At 39.4% G+C, this 18,370-nt stretch carries 18 protein-coding genes; 5 read left to right on the top strand and 13 right to left on the bottom strand.

All coding sequences use genetic code 11. The features are described 5' to 3' along the window. Position 1 precedes the first annotated feature (1 nt). Together SHI21_RS17385 and lysA are read right to left on the bottom strand one after the other, a co-directional pair. Positions 2-931, bottom strand: coding sequence for a YeiH family protein (locus tag SHI21_RS17385; protein ID WP_323578229.1), 930 nt, complete (start codon positions 929-931; stop codon positions 2-4). Beyond that, positions 931-2,154, bottom strand: coding sequence for a diaminopimelate decarboxylase (gene lysA / locus SHI21_RS17390; RefSeq protein WP_323578230.1), 1,224 nt, complete (start codon positions 2,152-2,154; stop codon positions 931-933). Before lysA ends, SHI21_RS17385 begins: the two co-directional genes overlap by 1 nt. 27 nt (positions 2,155-2,181) lie before the next feature. Between lysA and uvrB the strand changes: the two genes are divergently transcribed. After that, positions 2,182-4,200: an excinuclease ABC subunit UvrB gene (gene uvrB, locus SHI21_RS17395; RefSeq protein ID WP_323578232.1), complete on the top strand. Its 2,019-nt coding sequence runs from the start codon at positions 2,182-2,184 to the stop codon at positions 4,198-4,200. On the opposite strand, the gene SHI21_RS17400 is transcribed toward uvrB, so the two are convergent. Then, complete coding sequence (locus SHI21_RS17400) at positions 4,195-4,725, bottom strand: M48 family metalloprotease (protein WP_323578233.1); 531 nt, start codon at positions 4,723-4,725, stop codon at positions 4,195-4,197. The two genes, uvrB and SHI21_RS17400, sit on opposite strands and share 6 nt — an antisense overlap. A gap of 128 nt (positions 4,726-4,853) precedes the next feature. Between SHI21_RS17400 and SHI21_RS17405 the strand changes: the two genes are divergently transcribed. Together SHI21_RS17405 and SHI21_RS17410 are read left to right on the top strand one after the other, a co-directional pair. Next, positions 4,854-5,222: a hypothetical protein gene (locus SHI21_RS17405; protein WP_323578234.1), complete on the top strand. Its 369-nt coding sequence runs from the start codon at positions 4,854-4,856 to the stop codon at positions 5,220-5,222. Further along, the gene (locus tag SHI21_RS17410) at positions 5,200-6,366 is read left to right on the top strand and encodes a metallophosphoesterase (RefSeq protein WP_323578236.1); all 1,167 of its coding nucleotides are present in this window, start codon (positions 5,200-5,202) and stop codon (positions 6,364-6,366) included. The genes SHI21_RS17405 and SHI21_RS17410 overlap by 23 nt, the downstream gene beginning before the upstream one ends. Positions 6,367-6,369: 3 nt before the next feature. Here the strand turns inward: SHI21_RS17410 and SHI21_RS17415 are convergent, their stop codons facing one another. From SHI21_RS17415 to SHI21_RS17435, 5 genes are read right to left on the bottom strand one after another with little or no spacing between them, the layout of a single operon-like run. Further along, complete coding sequence (locus tag SHI21_RS17415) at positions 6,370-6,882, bottom strand: chemotaxis protein CheX (RefSeq protein ID WP_323578237.1); 513 nt, start codon at positions 6,880-6,882, stop codon at positions 6,370-6,372. Positions 6,883-6,893: 11 nt separating this feature from the next. After that, positions 6,894-7,397 carry a hypothetical protein gene (locus SHI21_RS17420; protein WP_323578239.1) on the bottom strand — a complete coding sequence of 168 codons (504 nt, stop codon included), beginning with the start codon at positions 7,395-7,397 and terminating at the stop codon, positions 6,894-6,896. 13 nt (positions 7,398-7,410) lie between these two features. Continuing rightward, a complete protein-coding gene (locus tag SHI21_RS17425) occupies positions 7,411-7,806 on the bottom strand; it encodes a response regulator (protein WP_323578241.1) in 396 nt (131 codons plus the stop codon). Between the two features lie 29 nt (positions 7,807-7,835). Then, positions 7,836-8,900, bottom strand: coding sequence for an HD-GYP domain-containing protein (locus SHI21_RS17430; RefSeq protein ID WP_323578243.1), 1,065 nt, complete (start codon positions 8,898-8,900; stop codon positions 7,836-7,838). A 3-nt stretch (positions 8,901-8,903) separates the two neighbouring features. Next, positions 8,904-11,624 (bottom strand): hypothetical protein, encoded by a 2,721-nt coding sequence (locus SHI21_RS17435; protein WP_323578244.1) that lies wholly within the window; start codon positions 11,622-11,624, stop codon positions 8,904-8,906. 287 nt (positions 11,625-11,911) lie between these two features. Between SHI21_RS17435 and SHI21_RS17440 the strand changes: the two genes are divergently transcribed. Together SHI21_RS17440 and SHI21_RS17445 are read left to right on the top strand one after the other, a co-directional pair. Beyond that, the gene (locus tag SHI21_RS17440; protein ID WP_323578246.1) at positions 11,912-12,745 is read left to right on the top strand and encodes a flagellin N-terminal helical domain-containing protein; all 834 of its coding nucleotides are present in this window, start codon (positions 11,912-11,914) and stop codon (positions 12,743-12,745) included. 143 nt (positions 12,746-12,888) lie between these two features. Further along, entirely contained in the window at positions 12,889-13,443 is a 555-nt protein-coding gene (locus tag SHI21_RS17445; RefSeq protein ID WP_323578247.1) for a hypothetical protein, read from the top strand. Positions 13,444-13,447: 4 nt separating this feature from the next. Here the strand turns inward: SHI21_RS17445 and SHI21_RS17450 are convergent, their stop codons facing one another. The 5 genes from SHI21_RS17450 to SHI21_RS17470 are packed head-to-tail and all read right to left on the bottom strand — an operon-like array spanning position 13,448 to position 18,364. Continuing rightward, positions 13,448-14,416 (bottom strand): MBL fold metallo-hydrolase, encoded by a 969-nt coding sequence (locus SHI21_RS17450; RefSeq protein WP_323578250.1) that lies wholly within the window; start codon positions 14,414-14,416, stop codon positions 13,448-13,450. A 42-nt stretch (positions 14,417-14,458) separates the two neighbouring features. Next, positions 14,459-15,070 (bottom strand): glutathione S-transferase family protein, encoded by a 612-nt coding sequence (locus SHI21_RS17455; RefSeq protein WP_323578252.1) that lies wholly within the window; start codon positions 15,068-15,070, stop codon positions 14,459-14,461. 12 nt (positions 15,071-15,082) lie between these two features. Beyond that, a complete protein-coding gene (locus SHI21_RS17460; RefSeq protein ID WP_323578253.1) occupies positions 15,083-15,616 on the bottom strand; it encodes a hypothetical protein in 534 nt (177 codons plus the stop codon). After that, on the bottom strand, positions 15,603-17,090 hold the full coding sequence (locus SHI21_RS17465) for an aldehyde dehydrogenase family protein (protein WP_323578254.1): 1,488 nt from the start codon (positions 17,088-17,090) through the stop codon (positions 15,603-15,605). Before SHI21_RS17465 ends, SHI21_RS17460 begins: the two co-directional genes overlap by 14 nt. A 14-nt stretch (positions 17,091-17,104) precedes the next feature. Then, positions 17,105-18,364 carry a hypothetical protein gene (locus SHI21_RS17470; protein WP_323578255.1) on the bottom strand — a complete coding sequence of 420 codons (1,260 nt, stop codon included), beginning with the start codon at positions 18,362-18,364 and terminating at the stop codon, positions 17,105-17,107. Between the last annotated feature and the right edge of the window lie 6 nt (positions 18,365-18,370).

The following is an 18,370-nucleotide window of genomic DNA, read 5'->3' on the forward strand; positions in this document are numbered from 1 at the left end:
ATTAGAAAATCCAGTTTAATTTAATTGCTAGAAGAGTTGAACTTCCTACGATAATCCATAGGAAAACTCCAAGTAGAAGTGGTTTTAATCCTACTTGCTTAATCGATTTAACATTGAGATTCATCCCAATGAAAAACAGAGTCAAAACTAAAAGTTTTTTAGCGAAATCAGAAACGCTGTGACCGATTGAGCTTAGTTCCGGAATCCATGTTACAAGAGCTGCCACTAAAATAAATCCAAAGATAAACCATGGCATTTTAATTTTGCTTTTTGATTTCATGAAGAAGGCAAGCAGTAGACTTACCGGGATAATCCATAGAGCGCGGGCAAGTTTTACAGTCGTCGCAAGCTCTAGAGCTTCTTTTCCGTATTGCATGGCCGCTCCAACAACTGAGCTGGTATCGTGAATAGCTAGAGCACTCCACAATCCGAACTGGTGTTGATCAAGAGAAAGCGCATGTCCGATTGGTGGGAAGATAAATAAGGCCAGAGCGTTTAAAATAAAAACAACTCCAAGCGAGATCGACATTTCTTCGTGGTCTGCTTTAAGAATTGGGCCGGTTGCGGCGATGGCACTCCCACCACAAATTCCCGTTCCGATTGTGATCAGCATTGAAAGTGTTGCGGGAGTTTTAAGAAGTTTTGTTAATAAGTAACCAATGATTGCTGTGAAAGCAATTCCAGTAACGGTGTAACCAATCCCTTGGACACCGACGACACCAACAACTTTTAAATTCATCCCAGCACCAAGTCCCACAACTGAAATTTGCAGGAGTGTCGAAGTGTGTTTTTTAGTGAACTCTTGGAATGGATTGCCAAGCGTACTTGCGAGAATAATCCCGGCCAGTAAAGCTAAGGCAGAAGATCCGTAAGGACTTAAGCAAAAAAGGACTAAAAGGAAAAAGAGAACTTTGGCAGCTTGGTTTTTCATTAAATAAAGTACTCTGTTGCGATTTGTCTTTCGTTATAAGTTGAGGCCATTGTTTGTCCGTAAGCTCCAACGTTATCAATAACGACCAGGTCTCCGGCATTTAGTTTGGGAAGTTTTCTTCCTGTGCCGAAGCAGTCAGAAGTTTCACAAATAGGTCCCACGATATCAGTTTTAATCATCTGCTTAGAAGTCTGAGCAGGCAAAACTTCATGGTAAGCTTCATAAAGAGCAGGTCTGATCAGGTCGTTCATTCCAGCATCAATGATGGTGAAGTGGTTTGAATCAGAAATTTTTGTACGAACAACGCGTGAAACAAGGACACCCATTTTTCCTACGATAATTCTTCCTGGCTCAAAAACGATGCGTGGGCAGTGGTCTGTTTTAGAATAATAGTATTTTTCGAAAGCGTCTGAAACGGCCTTCATGTAAGTATCAATTGAAGCTAGTTTTGATCTCTCTTCAGCTGTGTAGTCAATTCCAAGACCACCACCAACATCTAAAAACTCCAGTGGAGTTTCAAGTTTAAGAGCAAGTTTTGAAAGCTCTTCAATCGCTTTAATTGTTGCATTTAATTCTGTTAACTGGCTTCCAATGTGAATACTTAATCCTACAAGATTAGTGTTCGTCCACAGAGCGGCCACATCCATGGCTTCAAGGATGTCTTCTTTTAAAAGACCAAATTTATGAGTCTTATTTCCAGTTGAAATATGTTTGTGAGTTTTAGCATTTACACGCGGGTTTAATCTGAAGGCCACGCGAGCTCTGGTTTTTAATTTCTTAGCGATTGAATTGATCATGTCCAATTCTTCAATCGATTCGACATTAAATGAGTAAATTCCTTTTTTTCCACATTTAAGAGCAAAGCGAATTTCATCTTCAGTCTTAGCTACACCTGAAAAAACGATTTTCTGTGGATCTATTCCAGCTTTAAGTGCCTTTTTAAGTTCACCAACTGAAACGACATCAGCGCCACTTCCCATTGTTTTTAATGTACTTAAAACATCTTTATTTGAATTAGCTTTCAGTGCGTAACAAACCAGTGGTGAAACTATTCCATTTTTGGCCGCACTCTTGCTAAAATATTCATAGTAATGGCGTAGCGTCTTTTTACTGTAAAGATAAAATGGCGTACGCTTATTTCTTGCAATAGTATCCAAACGAATACCTGCGAAATAAAGAGTATTATTTTTGTATTGAAGTGGACTTGGTAGTATATTTTTCATAGCAATATTATAGAAGTGAAAACATCAATGAAGAAAGAAAATAATAAAGAAAAAAGCTCAGTATTTAATCTAGTCATGCCATTTCAGGCCGGAGGCGATCAGCCCAAGGCCATTAAGCAACTGGTGGATGGATTCAATGAAGGGAAAACGAAACAAACTCTTTTAGGGGTGACGGGTTCTGGTAAGACTTTTACCATGGCCAACGTGATCCAGGCCTTAGGGAAAAAGACCTTGGTTCTGGCCCACAATAAAACCCTGGCAGCTCAGCTTTATTCAGAGTTTAAGGAATTCTTTCCTCACAATGCTGTTGAATACTTCGTGTCTTATTACGATTACTACCAACCGGAAGCTTACGTTGCCGGCTCAGATACTTTTATTGAAAAAGACTCCGCAGTTAACGAAGAAATTGAAAAGCTTCGTCACTCGGCCACGAAAAGCTTGATTGAAAGAGACGATGTGATCGTGGTGGCCTCTGTTTCATGCATTTATGGTATCGGTTCAAAAGAAGAGTACGGTGGAATGAAGGCCATGCTTTCAGTGGGAGAGATCCTTGACCGTGATGAATTTTTAAAAACACTCGTTGCTATTCAATACGAAAGAAATGATATCGATTTTTCCCGCGGGTGTTTTAGAGTCCGTGGAGACATCGTTGAAGTTTTCCCGGCCAGTGAAGAAAGTAACGTGGTTCGCGTAGAATTCTTTGGTGATGAAGTTGAAAAAATTTCTATGGTTGATCCACTTCGTGGAAAAGTCATACAAACTCTTTCAGCAGTTTCTATTTTTCCTAAGTCTCACTACGTAGTGAGTGCAGGAAAGCTTAAAGATGCTTTGGGAAATATCAAAATTGAGCTTCGTGAGCGTATTCAGGAATTTCTTCAAGGTGAAAAATTACTTGAACGCCAGCGTATTGAGCAGAGAACATTATACGACATCGAAATGATGGAAGAGCTTGGCTACTGCTCGGGGATTGAAAACTACTCTCGCCATTTAACTGGTGCACAAGCAGGGGATCCTCCTCCAACACTTATTGATTACTTTGATAAAGACTTTTTAATGATTATTGATGAGTCCCATATTTCTGTTTCTCAGGTCGGCGGGATGTATCGCGGGGATAGAGCTAGAAAAGAAAATTTAGTCAATTATGGTTTCCGTTTACCGTCAGCTCTCGATAACCGTCCATTGAAATTTGCGGAGTTCGAAGAAAGACAAGATATCGTCATGTACGTTTCTGCAACCCCTGCTGCTTATGAATTGGAAAAAACCAATGGAGAGTATGTTGAGCAGATTATTCGTCCGACAGGTCTACTAGATCCTATTATTGAAGTGAGATCAGCTGAAACGCAGGTTGATGATCTTTTAAAAGAAGTTCGTCTGACTGTTGCTAAAGGCGACCGCGTTCTTATTACGACACTTACAAAAAAACTCGCTGAAGAGTTAACGAAATTTTATACATCGAGTGGGATTAAAGTTAAGTACCTCCACTCTGATATTGATACTCTGGAGAGAATGGAAATTATCCGCGATCTTCGTTTAGGTGAATTTGATGTTTTAATCGGGATCAACCTTTTAAGAGAGGGTCTGGATATTCCGGAAGTTTCTTTAGTAGGGATTTTAGATGCTGATAAAGAAGGTTTTTTAAGATCTGAGAGATCACTGATTCAGACCATTGGTCGAGCGGCCAGAAACTCTGATGGACGAGTGATTCTTTACGCTTATAAAACAACTAAAAGTATGGCGATCGCTATCAGTGAAACGGCCAGAAGAAGAAAGCTTCAGGAAGAACACAATGTGAAAAATGGCATTACTCCTAAGACAATTAAAAAGTCGGTGAGTGGTGGTGTTATTGAAACTCTTCGTGGATCTAAGGGCGTTAAAGGACCGAAGAAAAAAGTTACGATGGAGCTGGTCAGTGCAGAGGCCATTGATAAGCGCATTGAAGAGTTAAAAAAATTAATGAAGGAAGCTTCGCGCGACCTGCGCTTTGAAGATGCCGCAAAAATCCGCGATGAAATTAAGACGGTGACTGATTTAAGAATTCTTCTATGATTTGTGTTTTTGAGTGATGAGTTTCGACGTCAGCCTCGAAATTCTCACTCTACAGTCCACTGAACTTACATGATCCAGTAAAATTTCCTGCAACTCTTCACCAAAACCTAATTGATAAGCAAAATCGTCAGCTTCAATCTGAGCTTGAAGAGTGTCTATTTTATTTTCTGTATGCTGATAATAAATATGGCCTAATTCGTGGGCCAGGATGGCGACACCGTGAACTGAGCTTGCTGACCTTAGGATCTGCAACAGTTCAGGGAAAACCAGGATTAAATGGTGATTCTGGGTTCTACCGATGGCACAGCTTAAATGGGCCTGACAAGGGATCAGATAAGTCGGGTGTTTGGTAAAAAAGTCGATATGCTTTTCTTGTAGTGAATCAATCAACATCGTCACACCTCTTCTGATCATACGATCTTCAGCGATCCAGCGGTGATTTCCATCACTCATAAAACTTTTTAAGAAGTTTTCTTTTTTAGTTTTTAGGTCGGACGTTTTTGTTTTTTTGAAGAAGTCTAGCATGCTGGACTTATCGGATGAAAAGGCAGGGAATTAAGAAAAACTAAGTAGGTGAGTGTCTTACTCCGGTAAACAATGACTACGACTGTATAACTTCCTAAAATTTGATAAAATCATGGGAAAGAGGTCATATGTTAAAAGCATTTTTCGGAATACTATTTTTACTGCAATTATCCAGCAATGCTTTTGCTATCGAGTCCCTTGATGGATTTTTAGTGAGCGCTTACGATGACCGCTTCAAAGTCATTTCACCTGAAAAATTCAAACCGACAATGGAAGTTGTTATTGAGAATAAAACACTGGTGAGACTGATTGGAAAACTTGTGATCAATCGTTCGACTAATGCCAGTTATGTTTCGGTTGAACCGGAAAAATTTCAGAAGGCGAATGTTAAATTAAAAAAAGGGGATGTTCTCCACTTTGTTCCGCTTTCACCGGCGTTTCAGGAAGTAGAACTAATCGTAGGAAATAAGAATTATGACATTCCTCCAAAAAAGTAATATTAAAAAAACCATCCTGGTTATTTCGGATCTGCACTTAGGTGCAGGATTGATCGTTAATAAAAGAAAGAATTTTCTGGAAGACTTTCATTACGATAAAGAGCTCATTGAGTTCATCGAATACCACGGAAGCATGCACTACCAGGAAAGAGAAGTTGAGTTGATTATCAATGGCGACTTTCTGGATTTATTGGCCGTGCCGTTTGTTCCTTATTTTGATGATGAATTCTGGAGTGAGCAGGCCTCGCTTGATAAGTTGAAGATGATTGTGAATGCCCATCCTGGAGTTTTTGAAGCTTTAAGAAATTTCTTAACATTTCCTAACAATCGTCTGGTGTACATTATTGGTAACCATGATGCGGAATTAATTTTTGAATCCCTTCGCCAATATATAGTCGATCAATTTCCCAAAGAAGATCAGTTTAAATTTAAGATTTTACTAAATACTGAAGATGTTTATATTCCCGAAGAAGGTGTTGTTTTAAAACACGGGCATGAATACGAACTAGCTCATCATTTTGACCCGATAACCAGCATTGCAACTGATGTTGAAGGGAAGAAGTACTTCATTCCACCATGGGGATCTTATTATGTTACCAGAGTGATTAATAAGTTTAAGGAAAGCCGCGATTACATCAATGCCGTTCGCCCTATCAATAAGTTCATGATCAATGGGATCATTTATGATTCGCTTTATACAATGCGATTTGCTTTTGCGAACTTTTATTATTTCCTGATGGTTCGTTTTGTTATGATTTTTAAGCAAAACAAAAAAACTCTGGAAGTTTTAGAACTAGTCAAAAAAGAAATTCAGTTATTCCAAAATTACGAAGCTTTAACTGAAGAGTTTGTTACTGGAAACGCCGATGTTCACGCTTTGATCGTGGGCCATACTCATGACCCGATTTTTAGAGAATACGACGATGGGTCGATCTTTATTAACACTGGCACATGGACGAAGATGTACAATCTGGATTTTGGTAAAAATTTTTACGGTGCACGGTTAACGTTTGCTCGCGTAGATGTAAAAGAAAAATCTGAGGAAGCTGATGGCGTTGTTGTGGAGAAATTCGATCATTTAGATATCAGTCTCAATGAATGGAGAGGTAAAAGTGACCTTCCATTCAAAGAGTTTAGATTTTAGAATTTATTCAACGTTAGTAGCGTAACAAAGTTCCATAAAAAGAGGGCCGTGAGCTGATTCAAAAGGAATCAAGACCACAGTCGTTCCTGCTGGATACTTTATAGAGTGTCCTTTGCCTTCGATAAGTGAAGGGATGGCCATGTTAGAAGAGTATCCAAGAGTTTTAAGGTCTCTCTTAGCGTTCCCCATAATCATGTTTACAACTTCTCCACCAAGGTCATGAATGTCCGGGTGATAAGTTGTGTACGTCTCTCCAAGCATAGCACTGGCAACTTTGAAATAAGTCTCATAAGGAAATGCTAAAACCAGCATCGCTTTATAAGGCGTCTTTTTTCCGTCTTTTTCAAGATCACCTGACAAACCAATAACCGCAGTGATATCACCACGAGACTGACTGTCAGATTTTATTGTTGGTTTTTGTGCTTCAAGGTTGCACATAACCATTGTGCTGAAGATATTTTTACATGCATCCACGAAGGGACGCGAGAAATCAATAAAGTTAGATTCACCGGCCATATATTCTCCAATTAAAGTCCCAAACTTTGCATTAAATCATCAATAGAATTCTGAGAAAGGTTACCGTTCGTTTCAATGGCACATGAAGCGCGGTCAATGTCCTTAAACTTAGCTGACAGCCAGTTTAAGCGAGTACCAAAAGCTTTGGTATTCAGGTTTTGCATTGAGCGGTCATTGCCTTCTTTTAAGGCCGTAATCATTTTTCTAAGCATGTGAAGAGAGTCAAATAAAATCGCCACTACAACTTCAATCAAAGGAACATCTTTGATCTGTGATGATTTATACCCAATAACTTTTCCAAGTTCACAAAAAGTAGCAATTTCACTTGCACCAATTGATTTGGCCGCACCCATGATTCTGTCGATGATCTGGCCGAATTTTTCCAGCTCTTTGGTATTGCCAGGGTTTTCTTCAGCCGCTTCAAGCGAATGCTCGAGCTGATCGAAGAGCCCTTCTGCTTCTACGCAAAAATCTAAAATAATTTCCTTCATCGAAGGATCATTAAGCATCGACATATAATCTCTCTACTTATTTAAAAATTTTATCAATTTTTTCTTTTAGTACTGCTGCAGAAAAAGGCTTAACAATAAAATTACTTACACCGGCCTTAACAGCAATAACGACGTTCCCTTGTTCAGCTTCAGCTGTAATCATCAGGAAGGGAAGTTTTTCAAGTCCTGGTGTTGCTCTTACTTTTTTAAGTAGATCAAGACCTGACATTTGAGGCATGTTCCAGTCAGAAACGATAAATTCGTACGGAGCACCTTCTTTGATAGCATTTTCCATCATTGGCCACGCAGTCGCACCATCATCTGCTTCAGTAATATTGGTGAAACCAATTTGTCCGAGCATGTTCTTAATAATCTTTCTCATTGTCGACATGTCATCAACGACAAGAATTTTAATATCCGCTTTTAGTGGCATCTAAGTTACTCCTGAATGAAATAAAAAACTTATGCAGCTTTTTTGCTTTCTTTATTATCTTCTTTTGTTTCAATTTTATCGGTATTTATTAAAGTAATTATAGACTGAAATACCTTTTCTCCAAAATCAAATTCTAGGCCCGGCAAAAATGATTTTGATTTCATCGCAAGGATGATGGCCTTCATTGATTGTTTTCCACCGGTAATTTTCCCGCTTGAGTATTCAAACAAATGAGAAACTGCCCCGACGATTTGAGAAAGGGTTTCAATTTGGTCTCCATACTTCATTGAAGGATACCCGTTTCCAGAAGCTCTTTCATGGTGATCGAGAATAACTTTTTTACAGCGCTCGCTTAAATTTATTTGGCTCTTCTTGATCAGATGGTGTCCTAAAATAGTATGTTTTTGGAATAGGGTACGCTCCTTTTCAGGGAGAGTATTATAAGGAGTCCTCGCAATTGTCAGTGGAGTTTGTGTTAAACCCAGGTGAGCAAAATAGGCCCCGCAGATTATATCTGCAAGTGCATCCTGATCTACGATGTTACAGTTTTTTGCCAGTAGGTATGAAACTGCGACGATGCGATTGATGTAGGTATCTTTTTCTAAATGTGTTTTAGCAAGATGAAGTGCAAGAGAAACAGTCGGGGACATGGTCACACTAAAAGTGAGAATCTCCACACGAGCATTTTCAATAATCGCTTCAAAGTTATCTGTCTGACAGGCCAGTTCAAATTCCGTTTGTAATGAAAAGGCGCCGCGCTTTTCTTCATACATTTCTTTGAGCTTCATATTCATAATGCGCTCTTTTTCAAGCGGGTGAAGCTCGCGCTCTTTTAGTGAAGGGATTTCTGAAGCATCAGTTTCCTGAGCAACAAGAAATGTTTTTCTCTGATTTTTTAAGACTGCCAGTTTTCCACCGCGCTCAAGAATATAGTCCAGGAAGTCATTATGCTCTTTTGTCAGAGGGCGATTTCCATTTAAAAACATAGAGTATTTTTTATGAGCAGGATTGAAGATATAGAGTTGAAAAGGAAAAGTTTTTTTCGCTTTTAAATGCTCTTTATCAATGATGAAAAAATCGTATTCTGTCTTCATCTTTTAACCTGCCTTCCTTTTGCCGAATAATCCGCCAAAGAAGCTTAGAACGTTTTTCTTTTCTTCTGCTGCTACAGGTGCAACTTCAACTTCTTTTTCTTTCACTGGCACTACCTGATAGCGCTGGATAGTATCAAGGAAGAGTGTACGGGCCATTTCTAAAACCGTCAGCAGTCCATTGGCCGTCTTTGGATCAAGTCCATCAGGGAAGAAGACAACAGCAAGTCCCATGCGATCAAGACCGTCAAAATACGGGAAGATCAACTCAACTTGTTTTGTCTTTAATTCCTGCTCGGCCCATGTCGGAAGTTCTACGTCTTCCCATACAACGCCTTCATTCATGATTTCCGGGCATCGCCAAGTCGTCATGGATTTAGACTGGTAATGCTCAAAGAGAAGCGTGTCTTTTTTAAACTCACTCCACCAATTAACTTTTTCATCAGTCATTCTTGGGGCCTTTACTTCATTATATGTGTTAAAGACTTCCGTGAATTTCTTATCGCTTAATTTATAGGTATAGAAGACAGGGTAGCAGTGGTAGTTATTCAACAGCTCATCTGTAATCATGGCAAATATTTGTTTCGCCTTTAAGTCTTTATTGTAAATTGAATTAACGATGGCGATAGAGAAGTCCAAACTTTTTGGGTCAATCTCTACGACTTTAAATGAGCCGTCATCGTCATTGTTTTTAAGATTAGTATCGCTCGCTGTTCTAAAGGCCCCTGATTCAGTGAAGGATCCACCAGAAGACATCATATCGAATTCTTCTTTTAGCTTGCGGTAGTCAATAGTCGTTTCGCTTTGATCCTTACTCGCCGCCGCTTCAGTGCTGAAGCCATTTGTTTTAGGTTTACCAGGAAGAAGTTCCAGGTTGGTCTTTTTATCTGTCAGATTGTCCCAGTTTTGTTCAGGCTTCTTATTGGATTCACCACCACGATAGAAAGTGTCGATTTTATCGACTTGTCCATCATGAGTCTGGTTGCGATCTTTCTTTTCTTTAATACCTGAACTATTTCTTGAACGAAGATCCAGCTCATCATCTTCTTCAGAAGCTGAGGCCTTTCTTTCTTTGTCTTCTTTTAATTTTTCTAATTGCGCTTGTCTTTCGCGCTCGCGCTCAACTGGATCTGTCGATTCATCAGTTTTCTTTTCTTTATCGCCAGGGAGTAGGTTGAGTTTAGTCTGAGCTTGTCTAAGCTCTAGCTCTTCTTCCTCTTCTTTTTTAGCAAGCTTCTCTCTTTCTTTTTTTGCACCAGCTTCAAGATCTAGAGAGTCGGATTTTTCTTCTTCCTCATCCTGGCCTTCTGCGCGTTTTGCTTTTTTTCCGTAGAAGCTCAGACCATTTTCATCTTCTTCTTTAGGCATTGCATTTGGATCAGAGATCCCGTTCATTCTTGTGCGGATTTTATCAACAATTCCTTCGTTGCCAATCATGTTGCCGTCGATTTGATCAACTTCACCTTCATGGACATTATCTTCCAGACCTTCATCGTTATCTTTTTTCTTAGCTTTTTTATCGCCAGCTAATAAATCGAGATCGTAGTCACCAGCGGACTCATCTTTTTCCAGCTCTGAATTATCATAGTCAGCTTCATCTTTAAGTTCAGGTTCCAGGTCAGCACCCAGCTGTTTTGAAACTTTGCCTTTAAGGTATCCACCAAGGTCATCTAAATCCACGTCACGGGTCTTAGCTGCTTCCTCTGCGGCTTCAGCAAGGCGGGGACGGTTCATCTTCAGGTCGAGACCTTCATCTTCAATATTGTCGCGCTTTTTATCTTTTTTAGAACCTGCAATAAGATCCAGCTCAACTGAAGATTTTTTTTCTTCGGGAGCGAGAGCTTCATCCAGATTGAATCTTTTTTGCTTCATGCTGCCTTCGTCAATAACGTCGGCATAATTACTTTTTTTACCTGGAAGATCTTCAGTCTCAACTGTATCGAACTTTTTTATTTTTCCGAATTCGTCTTCAACCGGTTCCATCAGGTCATCAATCTTTTTGCGTTTACCACGGTAGTACATATCAATACTGGCAAGTTCTGACTCTGCGGCCATGTTTTCTTCTTCAGTACTTTCAGTGGCAGCGTGTTTTTTTCTATCTGACTTCCAGTTCGTATCAATACTTTCATCCTGAGGTTTAATTTTTCCCTTCATTGGATTTCCGTAATCAATCGTTTCACCAGAGTCATCGTTTTTCTTTTTCTTGCTGGTTTCCATGTCGATGACATTTTCTTCAGCAGTTAATTTTTCTTTTACTTCGCGATCGTTTGCTTCTTCACCTTGAGCTTTTCCATTTTCAAGAGACTTTACTAATTTCTCAGCATCTTCTTGCGGCTTGGCCGTTTTAATTGAACGAAGAAGTAATTTTACTTTGTATAAAAATGTTTTTGGGGGAGAGTTCTCTAAGATACTTTCTGTCAGACCAATCTTAGTAAATTTAACAAGGGTCTTCGCAGGGATTTCCTTAGGAGTAAAAAGAATAGTCTTGCAATGGCTCTTTGCCAGCATGACTTTATTATCTTGCAGGAACGTCGCACACTTTTTTGCGTTCGAGGCAAGGATCAGGCACTGGCCTGTCGTTGCAATGAACTGCGAGAGTTCTTTCAGGTCGTCGATCATAGAGATCTCGACGTTTTCGTCTGCAGAGATGCCCTCTAGAACCTCATTGAGCTTCTTCAGTGCCTCTGACATTGGGGGAATGATAATAAGTTGTTTTTTGTTTTCCATACGCCATTCTTTTCGTCTTTTCGTATAAAGAGATAAGTTAATATTGGCCAAATTTTGCATATAAAGTAGAAAAGATACCTGAGTGATCTAGTTCAGTGAAAATATTTAAATAATTGGAAAAAAAGATTAAAGCTTTGGTGTACGTCGACGATAGGTGAGTCAATCAAAGGCTGAGTCACGGTGACGAAGCTTGAATACCAAATTCAGTTGAACAGTATGTTCGTTGAGGCGGCCCAAAAGGCACCACAAAACCATGGAAGGATAACCGAAACTACACGGAGGATCTCATGGGTTTACGTATTAACACGAACGTTACTTCTCTAGCAGCACAAAGAACTCTTAGTGCAAACAACACAGAACAAGCTTCGACATTAGGAAAGTTATCTTCAGGGACAAGAATTGTTAAGTCTGCTGACGATGCTGCCGGTCTAGCGATCTCGGAAAAATTAAAAGCACAAATCAGAGGTGTAAATCAGGCGGAAAGAAACGCTAATGATGGTATCTCGATGATCCAAACTGCAGAAGGTGGTTTGAATGAAACTTCAAACATTCTAGTTCGTTTACGTGAACTAGCTGTTCAATCTTCTTCTGATACAGTAGGTGATACAGAAAGAAAATATACTGACCTTGAATATCAAAACTTAAAGCAAGAGATGGAAAGAATTTCTCAAGTTACTGAGTTTAACGGTAAGAAACTTCTTAACGGTTCAGGTGACAAGTTTGACTTCCAAGTTGGTATTAACAACGACGATTTCCAAGATAGAATTAAGTACGACGCTGCAAAACAAAACTCAAGCCTAGACGCTCTTGGAGTAGCTGAATTATCTGTGAGCTCAAAAGAAGGATCTCAAGCTTCTTTAGCTAAAGTAGATATGGCCATCCAAAACATCTCAGGACAAAGAGCAGAACTTGGTGCGGTTCAAAACCGTCTAACTTCTACGATTAACAACCTTCAGACATCGTCTGAGAACTTGTCAGCTGCTAACTCTCGTATCAGAGATACAGATTTCGCTGCTGAATCAGCTAAGAACACTAAGATGAACATCTTAACTCAAGCTGGTACTTCAGTTCTTTCTCAAGCGAACTCTCAAGGACAAGCTGCACTGAAACTTATCGGATAATTTTAAGCTTAAAACGCTTAGAAACTATAAAGGGGCTCGCCAGAATGGCGGGCCCTTTTTTATTATATAGGCATGTAAAAATTACATCATTCAAACCTATTTTTTTTCCTTTCATTATAATAACCAGAAATAAGGTGGTCATTATGAAAGCTCTTCTCATTTTAACGTTAGTTTTAACTGTCACTGCTTGTGGAAAAAAAGGCGTGGTCATGGAGCCTAGTTCTATGGGAGTTGTCGATTCACTTACAGGTAAAAAAGACTTTGAATTTCAAAAAGTCGTGAATGAAGTGAACTGTATTGATGACATGTTGAAGGCCGAATTAGGTGAAAAAGAGACAATCAAAAAAGTTCTAACAGATTCAGATATCAATTACTGTAATGGATTAAGAGTTCGTGTAAAAATCTTCAAAATCAGTGGTGATAAAATTCGCGCTTATGGGTTTGCGGAGAGTTCATCTGGAAAAAGTAGCTGTATTAAAGATGGAAGTGATTTCAATAAAGCACTATTTCGTGGATATGAAGGAACACTTCATGGAGATGGAATTACCATCTCACTTGGCGGACATACTTACAATGGGACAAAGCTTATTAAAAGTGATGGCCGTAAAACAAAATACGTTGATTTTGATATCGCTAGCTTCTCAGGTGAAATGGGATTCTTCGAAAATAATAAATTAAAATGCTGGGCCACAAACTAGGAACTTAGAGTTCCAGTGATGACCCAGGCTTAATTGTTTTAAAATTATTCACTTTTAATTTATCAAGTGCCATTGATAAGTCTTTTTCCGGGGCATCGATCGCTTCATCTGTAAGCTGAAATGTCCCGAAATGCATTCCCACACTTAATTTTGATTCTAAATCCAGGTGAGCAAGCACTGCTTCTTCCGGATTCATGTGCATTCCTTTCATAAACCAGCGTGGTTCGTAAGCTCCAATCGGCAAAAAAGAAAGAGTCGGAGTACCTAAACGCTTATGAATTTCTGCAAAGTGCGGCCCATGGCCAGTATCACCGGCGAAATAAATTTTTTCTTTTTTAGAATCGATATAAAAGCTGCCCCATAAGGCTTCACTTTTATCGGCAAGCGTCCTGCTCGACCAGTGCTTTGCTGGAGCAAGTGTTATTTTGAAATCAGGATTAATCTGTAAACTGTCCCACCAGTCTAATTCTACAATATTTTTAGCACCGAAAGATTTCATCTTTTCGATGTTCGCCAGCGGAACGATGAATCTTGGAGAGAATTTATCTTCCAGCATTTTAATCGTTTCACTGTCCATATGATCGTAGTGATTGTGCGAGATAAGTACGATATCAATTTTAGGAAGTTTATCGAATTCAATTCCCGGAGGATGAACCCTTGAAGGACCTGCAAAACTAAATGGGCCAGCTCTTTTACTCCAGATAGGATCAGTTAAAATATTGAGGCCATCGACTTGAATTAAAAAACTCGCATGATTCACGAAAGTGACAATCAACTTTTCACTGCTGGCAACTGGTGTTGCCTGAGCATAAGGTGGATCAATTTTTTTAGGCCAGTCGGCAGCGGAACTTGTGAGTTTCCACTTTATAACACTTAAAAAACTTTTAGGAGCTTCGTTGTCACCAGTGTTAAAAAATTTTTTTCCATTATAGTGATCAGAGATTTTATACTCAGTGCTTGAGCTGCATGCCATAGAATAAAAACCTATTAGTGCTATAAGAATAAATTTCATTAATTAAAATACCTTTGCCTTAATAGCTGCAGTTCTGGCCATCATTCGGTCCATGTATTTTTGAATCGGTGGATTGTTAGTGACCAGATAATCCTGAGCACCAGGGATAACGGCCGCAAGCATGATATCAGCTGCAGAAAATCCACTTTGAAGAATATAGTCTTGCTTTTCAAGAATAGGATTTAAAACCAGTTTAAAGAGTTCAGATTGCTCTTTCACAAACTTATGAGTGACAGCTGTTTCTTCAGGCGTGTTTACATGAGTAAACATTCTGGCGATCACACATTCAAGTGTTCCCACTGAAAAAACCATCCACTTTGTGTATTCAGCGCGAAGACTTACGTCTTCCATTTTAGGAGCAAGAGTTCCATAGCTATAGCGGTCGGCCAGGTACATACAAACGGCAGCAGACTCACTCAAGATGATGTCGCCATCAACAATAGTCGGAACGCGTCCCATAGGATTTAATTTTCTATACTCAGGAGTGTTCATTTCGCCGGCCGATTTCTTTAGCCAGTGATTAGTGTAGGGGACCCCCATTTCTTCTAAAAGCCATCTCACTCGATCACTTCTGTCTTGCCAGCCCATTGCATATAAGTCGATTGGTTTTGTCATAAGAATCCTTTCTTAGTTTTTACACAGTTTAGTTGTATTAATTCCGTTTTGATTGAAGTTAACAGTGATCATTCCGCCGCTGAATTCTTGCCCTCTTAAATGAGAGTAAGTGAAGTCATCTGCAAAAGTTAAAACAAATCCACGGTTGGTATTTGTTTCATCAGCAAATTCGATTGAGCCGATTTTATGAATCGTGATTTTTTCTTTCAAGTCATAAGTCGATTTTGACCATTGGTCATCAATAGGACTGAAGCTGCACATTTGCTCGCCTGTAGAAGTTGTCTGGCATCCTAAGAGTGCCTGGACAGTTGTTCTAAGTGAGAGTGTCCCGTCAAGATTGAAAAAAAGAATGACTCTTAAATAAAGATCGTATTCTTCATACTTTTGATTAAGAGGGACTTTGTAGAATCTCATTGCTGAAAAAGCGAGATTGTTGGTCTGGCAGCTGCCTAGTTCACGGCTTGTTATAATCTCTTTTAAATCGGCCGCCTGAGCGACCGATAAAAAGATTGTAAGAGATATTAACAGTGATTTAAAAAATAGCATCAAGCCACACTTTCTTTTCACGTTCATTACAGTCTGATTCCCAAACGTGACGAACTTCAAGGTAGCTCATAATTCCTTCCGGCCCCATTTCTCTTCCAAGACCAGATTCTTTGAATCCACCAAATGGCATTCCTGGATTTAATAAATGGTACTCGTTGATCCACACAGTCCCAGCTTCAAGTTGAGAAGCAACCTTGTGAGCGCGTGCAGAGTCTTTTGACCATACTGCACCTGCCAGACCATATTTTGAATTGTTGGCAAGAAGAACAGCTTCTTCTTCCGATCTAAATTTTGTAATTCCAACAACTGGTCCAAAAATTTCTTCCTGGAAGATTGTATGTTTTGGAGTGATTTCAAATGCAGTTGGTTCAATGAAGAATCCTTTAGCAAATTCACCAGTCGTAATTCTATTTCCACCAGCAAGAAGTTTTCCGTCTTCTGATTTCGTTTTTTCAATGAATCCTAGAATCGTCTTCATTTGTTTTTCATTAACTACCGGACCATATCCTGCGTTTGGATCTGTCGTCGGAGCGACTTTTACGTCTTTGATTCTCTCCAGGAATTTTTCCATGAAAGCATCGTAAATTCCTTCCTGAACCAGTAGGCGAGTTCCTGAGTCACATGCTTGTCCTGAGTGGTATAGGAAAGCGTAAAGAGCGCCATCTACAGCGATTGATAAATCAGCATCGTCTAAAACGATGTTTGCTGATTTCCCACCAAGCTCCATCGTTGCAGTTGTAATATTTGGAGCAACCGTTTTTAAGATTTCTTTTCCAACAGCAGTTGAACCAGTGAAGGCCACTTTTTGGATTTCACGGTGTGATAATAGAGCGCGACCTACGTCAGCTCCACCTGTAATGATATTTACAACACCAGCTGGAACTCCTGAATCGCGGATGATCTCAGCTAAAATAGCAGCAGATGCTGGAGTTTCTTCAGCAGTCTTTAATACTGTTGTACATCCAGTCGCTAGAATTGGCCCTAATTTCCAGCCGGCCATAACCAGAGGGAAATTCCATGGAATAATTTGAGCACATACTCCAACCGGAGCGTATTCACGTGAGTTGATTGAAAAACCAGCTCTCGTTGCTGTCTCATCTTTTACACTAAGTTTTAATTCACGTGCAACTTTGCTCATGACTTTAAAAAAAGCAGCAGTGTTATGAACGTCAGCTTTTGCTTTTCTCAGAGTAGAACCTGAGTCTCTTACTTCAATATCAACGATTTCTTTTGAGCGCTCTTTTAGTTTTTCAGAAATTTTAAGCAGGATATCCGCGCGAGCGTCCTGAGACATATTTTTCCATTCAGGATTGTAGAAAGCGTCTCTTGCAGCTGTTACAGCTTCATCCACGTCTTTGCTTGATGGAACATGATACTTTGCCACTTCTGCACCGTTAGACGGGTCATAAGACGTTCTAATTGTCTTATCTGATGAGTCTTTGAATTGTCCGTTGATGAATAGTTTAATTTCCATTTTTAATTCCTTCGTTATTTATAAGACTTTTGTAGTTGTTCAATATGTGTTGCTTGTAATTTACCGTTTCTCGAGCACATGATGTTGTTCACGTCGACTTCATAGTAGACCATCGATTTTTCAGATGTGTCGTAGAATTCAAGATAACAATCCTGAAAACCAATAACGTGTCCGTACTCGTGGCGAATGGTATATTTTTGATCTTTTGTTTCGATCGGGTATTCCGCTTCCATCGTAATTAAGTTACCACCTAATTCATTAACGTGAGCCGTGACACCTTCTTTGAATTCAATGCGAGGGTAGTTCGACATATTCTTTTTATAATCGATCACCAAATTGAAGCCGGCACCTTGCCATTCGTCTTCAATATTTTCTTTAAGCCACTTCTGAACGTCAGTGCGCTCAGGAGTTTGAAAAGGTGAATTCAAGATCGTACGATCAGCATTCCACTTAATTTCTGCGCGTGTTTTCTTTAAAGTAAAAAACAGGTCGTGCATACTCTGACCGTATTTTAGAAAGCGATTATAGAAGTTAAATAATTTGTTGGTTCCAACATATTTATCTAATTCAACTTTACAATCAGCAGGCCCGAAATCTCCATTCTTACAAAGTCCAAAAAGCCATCCGTAGTATTTCGCTTTATCTTCAGTTGAGAGAGTTGGATAAGAGTTTAATGTCTCTTCAAGGTTTGGAGTGTTCTTTAAAAAAGTAAATCCTCTAATGTCGTAAATTGCTTTATTGATGTACCAAGCTTTGTACTCGCGCTGACCGGCCCATCTGATTGTCGATGAGTAGATACGGTCAAGTGTTCTTAACGTAGTGACAAATTCTTCATCACTCACTGGTGGGTTAACTGATAGCTCTTGAGAGCTTGTCACAACATCAGTGATAAGAGGTGAGCTCTTTGCTAAGAAATCATTATAAGATTTCATAATAATTTCAGTGCTGCTCTTTATTGGATTATCCATTGGGATACCACCAGATGACCCAGGACTTGATAAATCAAGTTTTTGTCCAACTGGTCTTGCTGTATTAACAACTTCAATCCACTTGCTGGCCTTTTTACCAACTGCAAGAAGCATGGCAATTTGTTGGTCTTCAACTGACTCCGCACCTTTGTCACTGTCCTGAAGTTTTCTTTCAATTAATTTTTCAACTCGATAAATTTCAATCTTACTGAAGTGCCCGCCAACAGGGCCAATGTGAGGAGGTTCAGTGACAGCATGAGCGCTCGCTGAAATAACTAAAAGAGAGAGTAGTAGGGACTTAATCATAAATAA

The sequence above is a fragment of the Bacteriovorax sp. PP10 genome, from assembly GCF_035013165.1.
Taxonomy (GTDB): domain Bacteria; phylum Bdellovibrionota; class Bacteriovoracia; order Bacteriovoracales; family Bacteriovoracaceae; genus Bacteriovorax; species Bacteriovorax antarcticus.